General features: G+C 70.2%; 13 protein-coding genes. 2 read left to right on the plus strand and 11 right to left on the minus strand.

What is annotated here, in order from left to right; genetic code table 11:
- Nucleotides 1-70 precede the first annotated feature (70 nt).
- From mutM to OV090_RS23325, 4 genes are read right to left on the minus strand one after another with little or no spacing between them, the layout of a single operon-like run.
- Nucleotides 71-934 (minus strand): bifunctional DNA-formamidopyrimidine glycosylase/DNA-(apurinic or apyrimidinic site) lyase, encoded by an 864-nt coding sequence (gene mutM / locus OV090_RS23310; RefSeq protein WP_267706409.1) that lies wholly within the window; start codon nucleotides 932-934, stop codon nucleotides 71-73.
- Complete coding sequence (rsmA, locus tag OV090_RS23315; RefSeq protein WP_267706411.1) at nucleotides 918-1,766, minus strand: 16S rRNA (adenine(1518)-N(6)/adenine(1519)-N(6))-dimethyltransferase RsmA; 849 nt, start codon at nucleotides 1,764-1,766, stop codon at nucleotides 918-920. The genes mutM and rsmA overlap by 17 nt, the downstream gene beginning before the upstream one ends.
- 54 nt (nucleotides 1,767-1,820) lie before the next feature.
- A complete protein-coding gene (tsaD, locus tag OV090_RS23320) occupies nucleotides 1,821-2,867 on the minus strand; it encodes a tRNA (adenosine(37)-N6)-threonylcarbamoyltransferase complex transferase subunit TsaD (RefSeq protein ID WP_267706413.1) in 1,047 nt (348 codons plus the stop codon).
- Between the two features lie 12 nt (nucleotides 2,868-2,879).
- Nucleotides 2,880-5,150, minus strand: a complete 2,271-nt coding sequence (locus OV090_RS23325; RefSeq protein ID WP_267706414.1) for a DUF4388 domain-containing protein — start codon at nucleotides 5,148-5,150, stop codon at nucleotides 2,880-2,882.
- A 215-nt stretch (nucleotides 5,151-5,365) separates the two neighbouring features.
- On the opposite strand from OV090_RS23325, the gene OV090_RS23330 reads away from it, so the two are divergent.
- Nucleotides 5,366-6,556, plus strand: coding sequence for a rhomboid family intramembrane serine protease (locus OV090_RS23330; protein ID WP_267706415.1), 1,191 nt, complete (start codon nucleotides 5,366-5,368; stop codon nucleotides 6,554-6,556).
- 2,641 nt (nucleotides 6,557-9,197) lie between these two features.
- Here OV090_RS23330 and OV090_RS23335 read toward each other — a convergent pair.
- Entirely contained in the window at nucleotides 9,198-9,839 is a 642-nt protein-coding gene (locus OV090_RS23335; RefSeq protein ID WP_267706416.1) for an RsmG family class I SAM-dependent methyltransferase, read from the minus strand.
- Between the two features lie 37 nt (nucleotides 9,840-9,876).
- Between OV090_RS23335 and OV090_RS23340 the strand changes: the two genes are divergently transcribed.
- Complete coding sequence (locus OV090_RS23340) at nucleotides 9,877-11,049, plus strand: aminotransferase class I/II-fold pyridoxal phosphate-dependent enzyme (RefSeq protein WP_267706418.1); 1,173 nt, start codon at nucleotides 9,877-9,879, stop codon at nucleotides 11,047-11,049.
- Nucleotides 11,050-11,478: 429 nt separating this feature from the next.
- Here OV090_RS23340 and OV090_RS23345 read toward each other — a convergent pair whose 3' ends face one another.
- From OV090_RS23345 to rpmH, 6 genes are read right to left on the minus strand one after another with little or no spacing between them, the layout of a single operon-like run.
- Complete coding sequence (locus OV090_RS23345) at nucleotides 11,479-12,801, minus strand: tRNA modification GTPase (RefSeq protein ID WP_267706420.1); 1,323 nt, start codon at nucleotides 12,799-12,801, stop codon at nucleotides 11,479-11,481.
- Nucleotides 12,798-13,355 (minus strand): R3H domain-containing nucleic acid-binding protein, encoded by a 558-nt coding sequence (locus OV090_RS23350; RefSeq protein ID WP_267706422.1) that lies wholly within the window; start codon nucleotides 13,353-13,355, stop codon nucleotides 12,798-12,800. The genes OV090_RS23345 and OV090_RS23350 overlap by 4 nt, the downstream gene beginning before the upstream one ends.
- A gap of 15 nt (nucleotides 13,356-13,370) precedes the next feature.
- Nucleotides 13,371-14,981, minus strand: coding sequence for a membrane protein insertase YidC (yidC, locus tag OV090_RS23355; RefSeq protein WP_267706425.1), 1,611 nt, complete (start codon nucleotides 14,979-14,981; stop codon nucleotides 13,371-13,373).
- Nucleotides 14,982-14,985: 4 nt separating this feature from the next.
- Complete coding sequence (gene yidD, locus OV090_RS23360) at nucleotides 14,986-15,222, minus strand: membrane protein insertion efficiency factor YidD (RefSeq protein ID WP_096329049.1); 237 nt, start codon at nucleotides 15,220-15,222, stop codon at nucleotides 14,986-14,988.
- Nucleotides 15,216-15,671, minus strand: a complete 456-nt coding sequence (gene rnpA / locus OV090_RS50830; RefSeq protein ID WP_346660374.1) for a ribonuclease P protein component — start codon at nucleotides 15,669-15,671, stop codon at nucleotides 15,216-15,218. The genes yidD and rnpA overlap by 7 nt, the downstream gene beginning before the upstream one ends.
- A 25-nt stretch (nucleotides 15,672-15,696) precedes the next feature.
- On the minus strand, nucleotides 15,697-15,846 hold the full coding sequence (rpmH, locus tag OV090_RS23365) for a 50S ribosomal protein L34 (RefSeq protein WP_096329051.1): 150 nt from the start codon (nucleotides 15,844-15,846) through the stop codon (nucleotides 15,697-15,699).
- Between the last annotated feature and the right edge of the window lie 563 nt (nucleotides 15,847-16,409).

The following is a 16,409-nucleotide window of genomic DNA, read 5'->3' on the forward strand; positions in this document are numbered from 1 at the left end:
ATGGCGGCCCCCAGTGTGCGCCCACCCCCAGCGCTCTGGCAAGACTCAGGCCAAAGCGGCCGCGAGCGGCTCAGCGGACCAGGCGCGTGCGGGGTCGCGGCTGGCAGCGCGGGCAATACGCCCCGCTGCGCCCGCCTGACACGAATCCGACCAGCTTCGCCCCGCAGCGCGGGCAGGCTTCGTCGGCCCGTCCGTAGACGCGCAGGTCGTCCTGGTTGCGGCCCACCTCGCCCTCGACGTTGCGGAAGTCCTTGAGCGTCGTCCCGCCGTTGTCGATCCCTCGCTGGAGCACCGTCACGATCGTCCCTGCGAGTCGCTCCCACGCGCTCGCGTGCAGCCGCTGCGCCTCCACCAGCGGGAAGATCCCCGCCGCGAACAGCGCCTCGACCGCATAAATGTTGCCGAGCCCGGCGATCGCCTCCTGGTCGAGCAGCGCGTCGCGGATCGGCCGGCGCGACGCCCCGAGCCGCTCGGCCAGCACCGTCCCGCCGAACCCGTGGTCCAGCGGTTCGGGCCCCAGCGCCCCGAGCGGTTCGCTCGCCATCAGCTCTGCCAGCGGCCCCGCCCGCAGCCCGCCGAAGCGGCGCGGATCGACCAGCCGCACCTCGCGCTCGTCGGCCATGCGCAGCGCGAAGTGGGTGTGCGTCACCTTCGGCTGCGCCGCCGTCGTCACCCCGCAGCGGCCGCTCATCCCCAGGTGGATCACCAGCCCGTTCGTCTCCCCGCCCGGGCCCGCGAACTCCCACACGATGTACTTGCCGCGCCGCCGGATGTCCTTCGGGACATTGTCCTTCAGACAGGCGAGATTCTCCGCCGCCCAGCTCTTGCCGACCCGCAGCTTGAACGTGCTGCGCCACACCTCGACCACCGGCGCGCGCAGCTGCGCCGCCTGCAGCCCGCGGCGGACCGACTCGACCTCAGGCAGCTCCGGCACCGGCTGCCTCCCTCGCGCGCTGTAGCGCCGCGAATTGTTCCGGCCCCAGAGTCTCCGGCCGCACCCCCGGATCGATCCCCGCAGCCGCGCACCACTCCTGCGCCTCCGCGCGGCTCCCGAGCGCAGCCAGCGAGTTGACCAGCACCTTGCGTCGCTGCTGGAACGCCGTGCGCACCAGCTGCCGCAGCCCCGCCTCGTCGGCCACCGCCCCGAGCGGCTCCGGTCGGGCGTCGAGACGGATCACCGCCGAATCGACCCGCGGCGCCGGCAGGAAGCAGCCTCGCGGCACGTTGCGCACCCGCGCGATCGTCCGCACGCGCGACAGCACTGCAGTCACCCCGCCGTAATCGTCCTCGCCAGGCCGCGCGCACAGCCGGTCGGCGACCTCCTTCTGCACCATCACCACCCACGGCCCGCCCGCTGGCGCCTGCTCGAGCAGCGCGAACAGCAGCGGACCCGTCAGCTGGTACGGCAGGTTGCCGACGATCGCCACCGGCTCGGCCTGCCCGGCGATCGCCGCCGCGTAGTCGAACCGCACCGCGTCCGCCTCGTGCAGCGTGAAATTCGGCCGCTCGCCGAGCTCCGCCCGCAGCACCGCGCACAGATCGCGGTCACGCTCGATCGCCCACACCTCCGCGCCCGTCGCCAGCAAGCGGTCCGTCAGCGTCCCCAGGCCTGCACCGATCTCGATGACCCGCCGCCCCGGCCGCGCCCCGCTCGCCACCGCGATCGCTGCGTGGACCTCGGGCGCGATCAAGAAATTCTGCCCCCAGCTGTGACGCGCGTGCAGGCCGTAGCGGCGGAGCAGCGCCCCTGGTGAATCGATCGTCATGCTCCCTCGACCTGTCCCTGCGGACACCTTCTAAAACCTGTCCCCGGGGCCAGCTCAGCCATCGCGCGCCCGCCCCTCGTCGAGCGCCAGGCTCGCGTAGACCTCGACCGGTGGTTCGCGGCGGAGCCCGGCTGCCCAGCGCAGCGCAGCCGCCCCGCCGATCATCGCCGCGTTGTCGCCGCAGTAGCGCAGCGGCGGCGCGCGCAACGTGAAGCCGTCGCGCGTTGCCGCCTCCGCGAGCGCTGTTCGCAGCCCGCTGTTCGCCGACACACCGCCGACGATCGTCACCAGAGAAGTCCCCACGCGTCGTCGCGCCGCGCGGAGCTTCGCCACCAACACCGCCACCACCGCCGCCTGGAACGACGCGCACACGTCGGCCAACGCCTGCCGCGACGACGGCTGCCCGTGTTGATCGACGTACACCGCCACCGCGGTCTTGAGCCCCGAGAACGAGAACTCGAGGTTCTCGCGCGACCCGAGCATCGCCCGCGGGAACGGCACCGCGGTCGGATCGCCGTCGGCCGCCAGTCGATCGATCACCGGCCCGCCCGGGTAGCCGAGCCCGAGGAGCTTCGCCGCCTTGTCGAACGCCTCGCCGGCCGCGTCGTCGCGGGTGCTGCCCAGCACCTCGTAGCGGCCGAGCGCCTGCACGTGGACCAACTCGCTGTGCCCGCCCGACACAGACAGCGCCAGGTGCGGCGCGAACTCGGCGGGCGGCGAGTCGGCGTCACCGAGGAACGGCGACACCAGGTGGCCTTCCATGTGATGCACCCCGACCAGAGGCAGACCTGTCGCAAGGGACAGGCCGCGCGCCAGCTGCACCGCCACCAGCAGCGCGCCGACCAGCCCCGGCCCCTCGGTCACGCCGATCGCGTCGAACCACTCGAAGCCGACGCCCGCGCGCGCCAGCGCCTCGCGGACCACCGGCACCGCAGCGGTCAAGTGATGCCGACTCGCCAGCTCCGGCACCACCCCGCCGAACTGCGCGTGCAGCTCGACCTGCGACGCCACCACGCTCGCGCGCACGAACAGCCCCTCGACCACGGCGCAGGCCGTCTCGTCACACGACGATTCAAGCGCGAGGATGCGAGGAGCGGCCATCGACCAGGTCGGTCACGGCGCAGGGAGCTTGCGCTGGAGAGAGCGCAACTGCGCGCGGACTGTGCTGGCGTAGCGCGCCTTGGGGTCCAGTTCAAGGTAGCGCTCGTATGCGTGGACCGCGGTCGCGACCTCGCCGAGCTCCTCCGCGATCACCCCGAGGGCCAGCTGCGCGTCGGCCAGGTTCGCATCGGCCTCGACCGCGGCCTTGGCCGCCGGCAGGGCCTCCGCGAACTTGCCCTGATCGAGCCGCGCGTTGGCCAGCAGCGCCTGCGCCTCCGCGTAGCGCGGCGCCTCCGTCACCAGCTCGACCAGCGTCGCCTCGGCGTCCTTCGCCTTGCCGTTCTTGTACTGCTTCTGCGCCTGCTCGAGCTTCGCCTGCTGCTCCGGCGAGATCGCCGACGGCTCCGGCGGCGTCTCCGCGCTCGGCGGCTCCGCCTTCGTCGGCGCCGGCGGCTCGGGCGCCGGCGGCGTCAATTGAGCAGGCGGCTCCGCCTTCGTCGGCTCCGCCTTCGTCGGCTCCACCTTCGTCGGCTCCGCCTTCGCCGGCCCCGGCTCGCTCGCTCCCACCGGCTCCGGCGGCGCAGGCTTGCCCGCCACCGCCTGGACCGACCTGTCTCTCGGGACATCCGCAGCCGTCGGTCGCCACAACAGCGCCGCCATCGCCGCCGCCGTCCCCACCGCCATCAAACCCCACGGCCACAGCGAGCGCCGCCGCGGCACCTCTTCGGCCGCCACCGCGAAGTTTGCCGCCGACAGCTGCGACGGCGCAGGCGCCGGCGTCACCCCCGAGTTCATCGCCAGCGTCTGCGCCACCAGATCGTTGAGGCGACCCAGGTCGGCCGCACTGTCGGACAGCAACGGCTGATTCCCGCTGAACGACGACTCGAGCGCGCCCACCGTCGGGATCGCCCCGCTGTGTTCGCGCCGATGCACGATCACCGACGACGAGGGCCGTGCCCGCGGCGCCGGCACGTCATGCGGCATCACCAGCTCACCGACGGCCTCCGCGCTCGGCGCTCCCATCGGCGACGCGATCGTGAACGGGCCCAGGCGATCGGTCACGCGATCAGGATGACCCACCGCCCCCTCGTCTGGCGAGTCACCTGGCCCGTGAGACTCGTCAGGAATTCCGCCGACCAGCACGTCGTCGTGCTCCGCCCCGCTGGCCCCCGGGAACGGCTGAGGGTAGTTCGGCAGCGGCGGCAGATCGGCGACCGCCTCGGGAGGCTGCGCAGCCAGCGACGGCGGGACCTGGATCGCCATCGACGTCGCCCTGTGCAGATCCCACAGCTCGAGGTTCCCCTCGACGGGCGTCTCCTGCGACCGCTCCTCCAGCGACGACTCGCCCGGCTCGAGCAGCAACCCCTTGAAGTAGAGCTCGCTGACGTACTCGAGCGCCTCGAGGTCGTCGAGGCCCGAGTCGTCGATCGCCTGGATGATCGAACGCTTGGCGTTGAAGCGGCGCAGGATCGTCTGCTGCTTCGGCGTCAGCTCCATGTCCGACTTCGACGCCATGTTGATGTCGATGATGAGGACGTGGTCGAGCGGCGGCAGGCCCTCGAGCAGGCGGCCCCACTCGTCGACCCGGCGCATCCCTTCCATCAGCAGGCTCTGCGTCGACTCCTCGATCGTCGGCACCCGGCTGATCGACTTGAACTCGACCTCGAAGCGCCCGTCGCTGAGCCCGAGCAGGCGGAACACGGCCGCGTCGGCCTGCAGGCGCCCCATCTGCGCGTCGATGAGCCGCCCGTCGCGGAACCACACCGCCGCCGGACCGAGGTCCGTCTCGAACTCGATCGTCCCGCTCTTGCGGGAGATCTCGATCGTCTGCATCAAGTCCACGATCGCCATGTCGGCGAGCTGCCCGCTGAACTTGGTGCGCGCGTCCTTCTTGCCGATCCGCTCCTGCTGCTTTCGTTGCAGCAGCATCTTCACGCGGACCATGATCTCTTTGACGTAGATCGGCCGGGTCAGGTAGTCGTCGACGCCGAGCTCGAGCCCGTGGACCTTGTCTTCCAGCTCGGTGGCCGAGGTCAGGAAGATGAAGGGGATCTGGCCCCACTTGGCGTGGCTCTTGACGATCCGGCAGAACTCGAAGCCGCTGCCGTCGGGTAGCCGCGTATCCGACACGATCAGCTCAGGGTCGGTGAGATCGAGGAACTGCAGCGCCTGCTGCATGTTCTCGGCCGCCGTGATGCTGTAGCCCGCCTTGCGGAGGCTGACCTCCAGCACCCGCCGTGTCCGTGCGTCGGCGTCGACGATCAGCAGGTTCTGCCGGGCCATGTGCCTTCACCTGCGCGAGAGCCCCCGGCTCTCCGGCTCCACGACGCGCCTGCTCGCCCCGACTTCCCCACGGCTCGTAAAACGATAGCAACCCCGCGAACCGGGCGGCAAGCGGCCGCGCCGCGCGCTGGCGGCCCAATATGTCCCAAAGGCCATGGACGTTAGTGCGCCTCTCGTGTTTCCCGCGCGCAGGGTTTCTCTGCTAGCTTGTCGCCGTGGCCGGGGTGCCGTCACATGTCGCAGAGGACACGTCGCCGCGAGACCCCCGAGCGCTCCGTGCGAAGCCCCCGCCCTCCGCGCTGCCGCCCCCGCCCGAGCCGCTGAGCGTCCGTCTCCGCCGCGCCCCGGTCACGGCCGGCTTGCTGGGCGTGTGCATCGTCCTCTACGCGATCACCTTCGTCGCCACCCTCGCGCAGGCCGCCGACCCGCTGGACACCGCCCTGCGAAGTCTCTGGAGCCTGAGCCTCACCGACAGCACCGACATCTTCCGCCAGCTCGGCGCCCTCGAGCTCTCGCGCGTGTGGCTGGACGGCGAGTGGTGGCGCGTGGCGACCACCGGCCTCCTGCACGGCAGCCTGCTCCACCTGGTGCTCAACAGCGTCGCCCTGCTCTCGGTCGGCGAGTGGATCGAAGAAGCCTGGGGCCATTTCCGCACATTCGCGCTGTTCACGCTGGCGAGCATCGGCGGCGCACTCGCCTCGCTCGCCTGGTGCGAGTCGCCGATCGTCCTCGGCGCGTCGGCGGGGATCCTCGGTGAGGCCGGCGCGCTGTGGCTCGCGCGTCGCTGGGGCTCCGTCGATCTCCAGGAAAAACTCGCGCCGATCTCCGCGACCAGCCTGGCAGTCTTGATCCTGATCTGCCTCGGCCTTGGCCTCGCCATCCCGGGGATCGCGCAGGCCGGACACCTCGGCGGCCTCGCGGCCGGCCTCTTGCTCGGAGGCGCTTGGGTCGCCCGCGCACGCTGGCTCAAAGCCGCCCTCTCCCTCGCGCTCGCGCTCCTCCTCGGCGGCCTGGCGTGGCTCGGCGCGCACCCGACTCACCGCACCAACTACTACGCCATCCTCGGCTTCCGCCTGCTCGCCGACGAGCAGCCCGCCGACGCCCTCATCCTCTTTAATAGAGGACTCGAGCGCGACCCGGAGAACGCAAACTTCCGCAACGCCGTCGCCTACCAGCTGGCCCTCGACGGCGTCGAGCTCGACCGCGCCGAGTCCCTCTCCCTCGCCGCGCTCCAGCCCAACCACCTCAACGCCAGCTACCTCGACACTCTCGGGTGGATCTGGTGCCGACAAGGCCACGCCGAAGCCGGCACCCGCGTCCTGCAAGCCGCCGCCTGGCTCGCAGCCGAACGCTTCCCCGAACCCGACGAGCACCTCGCCGGCTGCCCCTCGGCCGCCATCCCCTGAGCTGCTCCGGCGAGTCCACGCTGCGACGCTCCGGTCCGAGCCCGGCAGGCTCCGCTGCTCGCGCCGGCCCCCGCGCACACTCGAGCCTGGCCGCGCCCCTTCCAGACCGAGCGCTACGCGACCCGCTGCTCGCGCCCATCCCTGGCACGCACCCGAGTCTGGCCGTGCTCCTCCAGACCAAGCGCTACGCGCCCCCGCTGCCCGCGCCCAATTCTGGCTCGCACCCGAGCCCGGCCGCGCCCTTGCTGGGGGCTGGTCCATCGGCAACGTTCCACGTGGAACGTCCAGGTTTCGAGCCAAGCCAAGTGTTCCACGTGGAACATCCGTTCCACGGCCTTGACTTCTTCTTGCGCGCCGGCCAGCGCGGGCTCGCCTGTCGAAGGCTTGTACTTGCCCACGCAGGAAAGCACCCCTCCAGTCGGCGCGCCCCCCTCAGGCTTCCCAGATTCACCGCCCAGGTACCGGTCACATCGGGACAAGCTCGGCAGTTCGCTCGCTACGCGCTCGCCTAGTCAACGTTCCACGTGAAACACCGACGCCCGGCCGGCCACCATGGGCTGATTACTATCAGGCATCGGCAACATGAGCCTCCCCCCAGCTCGCCCCGCCAACCGATTGCCCCTCCGCCGGTCCGGTTCCGGCAACGAGAGCTTGCGTTCTTAGCCGCCCTCAGAAACGTAGCGATCCTCCTCGACGGTGAGCCGCGGCCAAGGCGCCGGTCGCATCCTCCAAAGCGGCTGCACACAGTTTCTCATCGAGGGCTATTTCAGCGGCCCGGTCCACCTGTGCCCGTAATCTGCCGGGCGCGCGCAATTCCCCCGCGTCCCATCGGCCCGCCCAACGGAGCGCCGCCTGGCAGCGGATACCTTCGGTCACGAGCCAGCCGCTCATTATAGAGACCAAGCCGACAGACGCGCGCGCACCGGTCGCCGCCGCCACGTCCTCCCTGCGGCGCAGCCCAGACCGCCGCGGTCGGCGGTCCGACGCCATCTGCACCCCGGTTCGGCGACGCGGCGCCGGGCGACGTCCTCGCCCGGCGTCGGGACTCCGCCACGCTCTCACCCGCGCGAGCCGATCCTGGGCAGTGGGGCCATTCGCAGTTCGCCCTCGGCGCTCGCCAGGCCGGCAGCCCCCGCATTGCCGGTTCGCGCATCCCCGTCGAATCGCGTTCAGTCGCCCGATATCGGCGTCTTCGACCTCGCCGAGGGCTTCAGCGGCGCGGCCGTGAATCGCAGGCCCCCGCGATCCTCGAGCTCCTCGGCGTCCCGTTCTCCGGCAGCGAGGTGGCAGCAGAGCTGCTCCTGCCGGCTGCCACACTGTGCCGCGCGACCCAGTGTTCCACGTGAAACCTGTCCGATTGGACGCCCCCTTAGCGCCCATCGAGCCGCACCACTCGGAGTCCATCGGGCACCCGCTATTGCATGAGCAAGCAGCTCAAAGGGCTCTCGCTCTCGCGCTTGCCAAGCCGACCCGGCCCCCTGCTCTGCGCTCTCTGGTGGCGTCTCCCTCGCACCCAAGTCCTGCTCAGTGCTCAAGGCAAGCGTCGTCCATGCCGGGGCGCGCCGGCAGAGCACTGACTTAAACTTCGTGCTCATGTGCACCCGCTGGCGCCGCCGCTCGCGGCGGCCAGCACCTCCCTGCGTCTTGAGGTCCAGGCCCCGCTGGCGGCCGCCTCTCCTTTGCGCGCCTGTCTCCCTCCCGGGTGGCGCGCCCTACCGTCTTGACCCTCGCCCACCCCATCGGCTCGGGAGCGACAAACGCGGCCCGGCGGCGGCGTAATCGGCGGGCGCCGCTCGCCCACCAGCGTCGCCCTGCCCCCTTCCGTTACCCGAACCCGCTTGCCAACAGCCAACGGGGCACGTCTGCCGAGATGCACCCGCCAGCAATCGGGCCCACGCGGAAGGGGGCTGCTCTACCCCCCTCGCAACCCCTCTCCGATCAGCCCCGACGCCGACCGTTGCAGGGCCCGCCACGCGCGCTCAACGTTCCACGTGGAACATCCATCCGCCCACATCCATGCTCCCCCAATCAACCCTCACCCGCCGCCCGCGAAGCAGTTCCCTAAGCAAGAACCACTCCCTCTCGACGAGGGCCTCCCGCCACCGCCCGCGTCCCCATCGGCCGGGTCGCGCCCTCATTACGAGGCATCACTTCACCCCCTGATTCCGCGAATGGACCATCTTCGCACCCCCCGCGCCCCTCGCCTGAAGGTGCCGGTCCCGCCAGACCATCGGAGCGAAACGTCGCTCGCAATTGCGTGGACAGGACTGGCCGCAACCGGCGCGCACCCCATCGGCCGCATCTCGCTGCCCACCCTCGCCTCGCTCACGGCGAAGAACTTTCACTCGCCAGGGCCGGACCAGCACTCCTCATGGAGCCGCGCCACCTCGCCCGATTCGGCCACGGCCCCAGGAAAACGAAGACCAACTCGCGCTCCGCCGGCCGCTCAGGTCACTCCTGCGCCCCAGAGCTCCACCCGCGCCTCACACCCCGGACGGTCGGACCAGCGCTCGCCATCGACCCGCGCAACCTCGCCCCCACCGACCCTCAGATCCCCACCGATCGAACGCTATCCGGCGCTTGGCCGCGACCTGCCCAGATCGCACCCGCACGTTCACGGCTCTTTTACCTTTTAAAAGAATCACCCGCCCCGCACCCCGCGGACGGACCAGCGCTCGTCATCGACCCGCGCCACCTCGCCCGCGAAGGCCCCGCGCTCCGCCTTCACGTGCGCGACCACCACGCCGCCAGGCTTGACCCACTGCTTGCCCAGCTCGACCCAGACCTCGGGAGCGAACACCGCTCGCGCGCTCGCCCAGTCGAAGCTGCCTGCGACCACCACCTCCCCCGGCTTGATCGGTCGCCAGGCCGATCCTTCGATGTGCCCGCGGAGCACGCGACAGTCTCGTCGCCCGATTTGGTTGACCGCCATGTCGAGGAAGGACGCTCGACGCTCGCGCGGTTCGACCAGCGTCACTTGCACTTCGAGACACGCGGCGATCACCAGCCCTGGGAATCCCGCGCCCGACCCCACGTCGAGCCAGCGCTGCGCCGACTCGACACCAACCTCGTGGGCCAGGGCGACCACCTGCAAGCCCTCGAGAACATGTCCCAACAGACCTGCCTCATCGGTCGCCCCGCTCAGGTTGAAGGCGCGACCGAAGCGGTGCCACATCCCCAGTAACAGCCGCAGCCGATCTACCGCGGCGGCCTCGATTTCGAACCCGAGACGCGTCGCCGCCGCCTCGAACCGGTGGCCAACATCGACGTTGCTCCCCTGCACGCTCGCGGAGTAAGAAGAGCCTTCGTTTCTGTCAAGCATGTCCGAGCTGTTGAACCAGCGACTTCGTCGCCGCCTGGCCGCCCTGCAGGAAGAGGGTCTCACCCGCGAGTTGCCGCGGATCGGTCGACGCGACGGGGTTCGCTACGAGCTCGACGGCAAGTGGGTCACCGGCTTCTGCAGCAACGACTATCTCGGCTTCGCCAACCACCCGCGCCTCCGCCCCGCGAACTTCGCCTCTCTTGAGACCGTCGACGCGGCTGGTGCGACCGCATCCCGTCTCGTGGCCGGCGATCTTCCGGGTCACCGTGCCGCCGAGCGCTCGCTCGCCGCGCTGGTCGGGGCGGCCGACGCAGTCCTGTTTCCGAGCGGTTTTCAGCTCAACGTTGGCGTGCTGCCGGCGCTGATCGAGCCGGAGGACCGCGTCTTCAGCGACGCTCTCAATCACGCGAGCCTCATCGACGGCCTCCGCCTGGCCCGCTCGCGTCCGGAGATCCTCCCGCACCGCAGCGCCCCGGGCCACAGCGGCGACCCGAGCTGGTGGGTGACCGAGTCGATCTTCTCCATGGACGGCGACACCGCCGAGCCCGCCCTCCTGCGAGAATTCAGCGACCGCGGCGGCATGCTCTACCTCGACGAGGCGCACAGCCTCGGCCTCTTCCCCGGAGGCGCCGGTTTCGCCCGGCATCACGAGATCCGTCCCGCCGTACTCATGGGCGGCCTCGGCAAGGCGTTCGGCCTGGCGGGCGCATTCGCAGCCGGCAGCCACGAGGTGTGCACGTGGATCCGCACTCGCGCACGCAGCTTCGTGTTCAGCACCGGCAACGCGCCTGTACTCGCGGAGCAGGCACGACTCGCCGCCGAGATGCTGGCCGGCCCGGAAGGCGACGAGCGTCGCGCCCGCATGTGGACCAACGCGCGCCTCCTGGCGGCCGCGCTCGAGCGACCCGCTCCTGCCTCTCCCATCTTCCCGCTGGTGATCGGCGCCAACCACCTCGCCGTGACCGTCAGCCGCGCTTTGCTCGAACGCGGCTGGCACGTCCAGGCGATCCGCCCGCCCACGGTCCCAGTGGGCTCCGCCCGCCTGCGCATCACCATCACCGCCGCTCACGAGGAGGCGCAGATCCACGGCCTCGTGGCCGATCTACGCACGCTCCTGCAGCAGTTCGGCCTCTCGCTCGCCGATACGCAGCCGCCGGTCGAGCTCCGCTGACCGGTCGCAACCTGCCTTTTCACACCTGTCTCTTCGAGCAGGCACAACTCTGAGGCCTCGCTCGCCTCAGATGTGCGACCTGTCCCTTCGGTCAGCTTCGATCGAACCAGGTCCCAACGACCTGTCCTTTCGACCAGCTCAGCTCTGCTTCGCCCGAGCTTCGATTGCCGGTGCAGGGCTGGCTCGGGTGAGCATCGGGCGAGCCTCACGCTTCAACTTGCAGAGACGCGGGCGCGACGCCCAGCCCGAGGCGCCGCGCCCAGCAGCTGACGCAGGGCGCTCAGCTCAGCCAGCTTGCCAGAGCTGACTCGGTGCACCATCCAAGTCTCCCCGCGACGACTCGCTGGTCCAACGACCTGTCCCTTGGCTCCGCTCAAGCCGCTTCGCGCGAGCTTCGCTCGCCGTCGCAACTCTGGTCCGGCGAGCACTTCACTTGCCGATGCAGAACTGGCTGAAGATTCGCCCGAGCACATCCTCGCCGACCGGGCCGAGCGCGTCGCGCCCCGTGATCTCCGCCAGCTGGCGCTCGGCCACTCCGAGCTCGAACGCCACCAGCTCGAGCGGCGCAGTGCGCTCGAGCAGCGCTTGCGCCGAGGCCATCGCCGTTGCCGCTTCGGACGCTCGGTCGCGGTGACGGGCCAGCCCGATCCACGGCGCCGTCTCGTCTCCCCGCACCGACCTGGCGATCTGCGCGCGCAACTCTGCCAGCCCTTCGCCGCTCTGCGCGCTCACTCCGAGCCAGTCCGGGCGACGGGCCCCAAGGTCGCGCTTGCTCTCCACGCGCAGCGCCTCCGACGGCCTCACGTCGGTCGGCTCCGCGTCGGCGGGCTCCAGCCACAGCACCAGCTCCGCACCGGCGATCTGCTCGCGACTGCGGCCGATCCCCTCGTGCTCGATCGCATCGTCGGTCGCCCCGCGCAGCCCGGCGGTGTCGACCACCACCAGCTCGAGCCCGTCGATCTGCAGCTCCGCCTCTACATAGTCGCGGGTCGTCCCCGGCGTCGGTGAGACGATCGCGCGTGAGCGGCCGAGCAGCGCGTTGAACAGCGCGCTCTTGCCGGCGTTGGGTGGGCCCGCGATCACCACGCGCGCACGTTCGCGGGCCCGCTGTCCGGCCGCGAAGTTCTGCAACCACGCTCGCGCCGTCGCCTCGTGCCGTGACAATTCCTCGCGCCAGCGGCTCACGTCTCCCTCGGCGACATCTTCGGGAAAATCGAGGTTGGCTTCGACCTCCGCCCGGAGATCTCCCACCGCAATTCGAAGCGCTTCCACCTCGCGACCGAGCTCCCCGGCGACGAGGCGTCGTGCCTGATCGATCGCCGCCGACGTGCGCGCGGCGATCAGCGCGGCGATTCCCTCCGCCTGCTCGAGGCTCAGTCGCCCGTGCTCGAACGCCCGCCGCGTGAACTCGCCGGCCTCCGCGGCCCGGGCGCCTCGCTCCTGCAGCGCCGCCACGATCCGCTCCACGTTTCGCACGCCCGCGTGGACGTGCAACTCGATCACGTCCTCGCCGGTGAACGACTTCGGTCCGGGCATCCAGACCAGGAGCGCATCCTCGGCCGCGCCTTCGCCGTCGCGCAGGCGGCGACGCGCGAGCACTCGCGGCGGCGGGAGCGACTCGACGAGTGGTTCGACGATCGAGCGCGCCTCGGCTCCGCTGACACGAACGATCGCCACGCCGCCGTCGGGGGTTCCGGTGGCGACGCCGACGATCGTCGAATCAGGGCTCTGCGAGGCGCGCGGCCGGGTCAAGCGCGGGCGTCGTCGTAGCCGTTGCCACCGCGGCGCGGCGGGTCGCCGTCGCGAGCGGGGAACACGACCACGTGGCGGAAGCGGCCTTCGCCTTCGGACTCGGTGCGCAGGCCGTTGACGTCGACGAGGGCGAGGTGGACGACGCGGCGTTCCATCGCGCTCATCGGGTCGAAGTGGTACGGCTTGCCGGTGCTGAGCACCTTCTGACCGATGCCCTGAGCGAGCTCGCGGAGGCTCTTCTCGCGGCGCATGCGGTACCCGCCCACGTCGAGGGTGATCCGCATGCGCTCGAAGCCTTCGGCCTGGAGGACGCGGAGCGTCAGGTACTGCAGCGCGTCGAGCGTGGCGCCGTGGCGGCCGATGAGCAGGCCGCCGTCCTCTTCCGACGTGTTGAGGTCGCAGTGAAGGCCGTCTTCTTCGACATCGATGTCGACCTCGACTTCGACGCCGAGGAGGCCGAGGACCGACTCGAGGAAGGAGCGGACGACGGGGACGGCTTTGGCGTAGCGCTCGTCGGCGCTGAGCTGCGCGTCGTTAACGTTGGCTTCGGGCATGCTGTTGATCGCCTCCTAGGACTTCTTCACGGCCGCGGTCTGCGTCGGTCGGACCTGGATGAGGGTCTGGATGAGCGACAGCAACACGTTGGCGAAGATATAAACCCCGAGGCCGGACGGGAGGAAGAGCATCATGACGGTGAAGATGATCGGCATCATCCACGCCATCATTCGCGCCTGCTCGTTGTCCACGCCCGACGGGGTGGCCTTCATCTGGATGTACATGAGGGCGCCCATCGCCAGCGGCAGGATGTAGTACGGGTCCTGCTGGGTCAGGTCGGGCAGCCACAGGAACGGCACGCGGTACAGCTCGACGGCCGTGTTGAGGGTCGCGTAGAGCGCGATCCAGATCGGCAGCTGGATGAGCATCGGCAGGCAGCCGGCCAGCGGGTTGACGCCGGCGCGCTGGAACAGCGCCTGCATCTCCTGCGCCTGGCGGACACGGTCCTCGCCGTACTTCTTCTTGATGTCCTCGAGCTCCGGCTGGATCTCGCGCATCTTCTTCATCGAGCGCATCTGCTTGAACGTCAGCGGCAAGGTCAGCACCTTGACCACGATCGTCAGCAGGATGATCGCCACGCCCCACACGCCGGTGAGGTTGTAGAAGGCGCGCAGCAGCCAGATCATCCACTCGCCGAGGATGCGATTGAGGCCGCCGAACCAGCCCCAGTCGATCACGTCCTCGAGGTGGACCCCCGGCACGGCCTGGAACTTCTCGAGCCGCTCGAGCTCCTTCGTGCCGAAGTAGACACCGAACACGTACTGATGCGACTCACCGGCCGCGAGCGTCACCGGCTCGACCGCCAGGGTCGTCGTCAGCGCCTTGCCGTCGCTGCTCTGGCCGACGCGGCACGCCTGGACCGCGACCTCCGGGGCCGGCACCACTGCCGACGCGAAGTACTTGCTGTCGAGCGCTGCCCAGCGGATGCGGCCGCGGACCTCGCCCGAGCTGTCCTTCACGTCGCTGGGCGTGTAGGCCTCCCAGTCGTCGGCCGTGGCGCACACGCCACGATGGATGTCGTAGCTGTTCTCGCCGCCGATGCTGTAGGCGCTGAGCAGCGTCAGGCGATGCTGCTGCGTCTCGGCCGAGCGGTTGGCCACGTCGACCGTCAGCGTGCCCTCGTAGCCGGTCGTCAGGTCGAGCGTGCCCTTGACCTCGACGTCGCCGTTCTTGAACGCGACGGCCCACTGCGTGTCGCTCTGGCCGGTCGGCTCCCACGCCGGGTCGCGCGGGAACTTGAAGTCGGTCTCCGAGCCGTCGAAGCCGATGACGAGGCTGCGGTTCCCGTCGAGCTTCAGGAAGTCTTCGCCCTTGCCGTCGGGGTTGATGAAGTGCTTGCTGAGCAGCTCCGTGCCGCGGACGAGGCCGCGGTGGTTGGTGACGTCGAGCGCAAGCAGTTCCGTCTTGAGGCGGTGGTCCGCGACGGCGACCTTGGGCGCCGCGGCCGCGGCCTTGCGCTCCTCAGCCCGCTCTTCCGCCGCCTTGGCGTCGGCTTCCGTCTTGACGCTGGTCGCCTGCTCCTGCGGCTGGGGCTCGGGCAGCGGCGGCGCAAAGAAGCGCTCGTAGACCAGCCAGATCAGGACGCACGAGACGATCGCCAACAGGGTACGACGCTGTAAATCCACGGCTTCAGCAGCTTTCGGGTGGTAAAGCCGGCGGCGGCAGGTCGACGCCCCCGGGGTGCCACGGGTGACAGCGGAGCAGCCGCCGCGCGGTCAGCCAACCGCCGCGTAGCACTCCGTGGTCGGCGATGCACGCGCAGGCGTAGCGCGAACAGCTCGGCGTGAATCGACAGCACGGCCCGAGCAGCGGCGAGATCGCCACCTGGTAGCCGCGAATCAACGCGATGATGATGCGCCCTAGCACGCAGACGACCCTGGCAGAGGTCCAGGCCCGGGGGGCCGTGGAGGTGTTCCCGGCCCGGCGGGCCGCGGAGAGATTCGTCGAGACATGGCGTCCATCGCCGCCACGACTTCAGCATAGCGCACGGTCGACGCGCTCTGTTTGGCGACCCAGACCATATCGCACGGTGAGGCGAACTGGCTGCGTTTACGCCGGAAAGCCTCGCGTACGAGGCGCTTTATGCGATTTCGCACGACGGCCGGGCCGACCTTTCGCGTCACCGTGATGCCGAGGCGAACCATCGCAGCGAGCTCTTCGGCCTCATTCTGCTGCTCGCCCGCCGGCGTCTGACCGGCCGGCGCCACGAACACGAGGAAGTGTCGCGTGTGGTGCTTCTGGCCGCCGTTCTGGACCCGCAAGAAGTCCCTGCGCTTCCGCAACCGGAAGATCGCAGGGAACCCTTCTGGCTTCATCCCGACAGTCCAGAGCCAGCGCGGCTCACTTGCCGCTGAGCTGGACCGCGAGCCGCTTGCGACCGCGACGGCGACGGGCCGCGATGACCTGGCGACCGCCACGGGTGGACATACGGGCGCGGAAGCCGTGCGTACGGGCGCGGCTGACGTTGTGGGGCTGGTAGGTGCGCTTCATCGGGACGTTCCCTGGGTGACTCGGCGGCTACGTCGTCGCGGAAGCGGGAATTGCCCCGGACGAGCGCCTGTGAACAAGGGGACGGATCGATACCAGCGGACCTCCCTCCTGTCAAACGCCAGCCCGCGCGGCGGCCCGTCCGCGGCCCTGCGATCCCTCTCATGTCGCCGCGGTCTCTCTCTCGCCTGCAATGCTCCGCCTCCACAGTAGTTCACATCACCAAAGTGGCACAGAACAGCGGCCCCCGCCTCATCTGTTCAGTCCCCACGCGAAGCCGCGCCGGCTCCGCGACCGGCCCGGCGGCGAGACCCGACTTTCAGTGCGGCCCTCTCGTCGGCTCCACAAGCCAACTTCCGCGCCCCGACCCACGCAAAGTCGCTTGCCTGGAGAGCCGCTTTACCACCCTCCCCCACAGCACGGGATTACGCTCGGCCCAGGGTAGGTGCCAGGCTCGACCTGGCTCCCGCGGCAGATCGATACCGCGCAGATCCCGCGCGCGATGCGCCCCCTTTCACGAGCAAAAACAGTCACTTACACTTTCCAGCCCTTCCTCCCTTGCCCCC

It is taken from the genome of Nannocystis sp. RBIL2, from assembly GCF_026626745.1.
Classification (GTDB): Bacteria; Myxococcota_A; Polyangia; order Nannocystales; family Nannocystaceae; genus Nannocystis.

Excerpts from the sequence above, each read along its gene's own strand:
- rsmA (WP_267706411.1), bottom strand. The coding sequence starts at position 1,766 with ATGACGATCGATTCACCAGGGGCGCTGCTCCGCCGCTACGGCCTGCAC.
- tsaD (WP_267706413.1), bottom strand. The coding sequence starts at position 2,867 with ATGGCCGCTCCTCGCATCCTCGCGCTTGAATCGTCGTGTGACGAGACG.
- OV090_RS23325 (WP_267706414.1), bottom strand. The coding sequence starts at position 5,150 with ATGGCCCGGCAGAACCTGCTGATCGTCGACGCCGACGCACGGACACGG.
- OV090_RS23340 (WP_267706418.1), top strand. The coding sequence starts at position 9,877 with ATGTCCGAGCTGTTGAACCAGCGACTTCGTCGCCGCCTGGCCGCCCTG.
- OV090_RS23350 (WP_267706422.1), bottom strand. The coding sequence starts at position 13,355 with ATGCCCGAAGCCAACGTTAACGACGCGCAGCTCAGCGCCGACGAGCGC.
- rnpA (WP_346660374.1), bottom strand. The coding sequence starts at position 15,671 with ATGAAGCCAGAAGGGTTCCCTGCGATCTTCCGGTTGCGGAAGCGCAGG.
- rpmH (WP_096329051.1), bottom strand. The coding sequence starts at position 15,846 with ATGAAGCGCACCTACCAGCCCCACAACGTCAGCCGCGCCCGTACGCAC.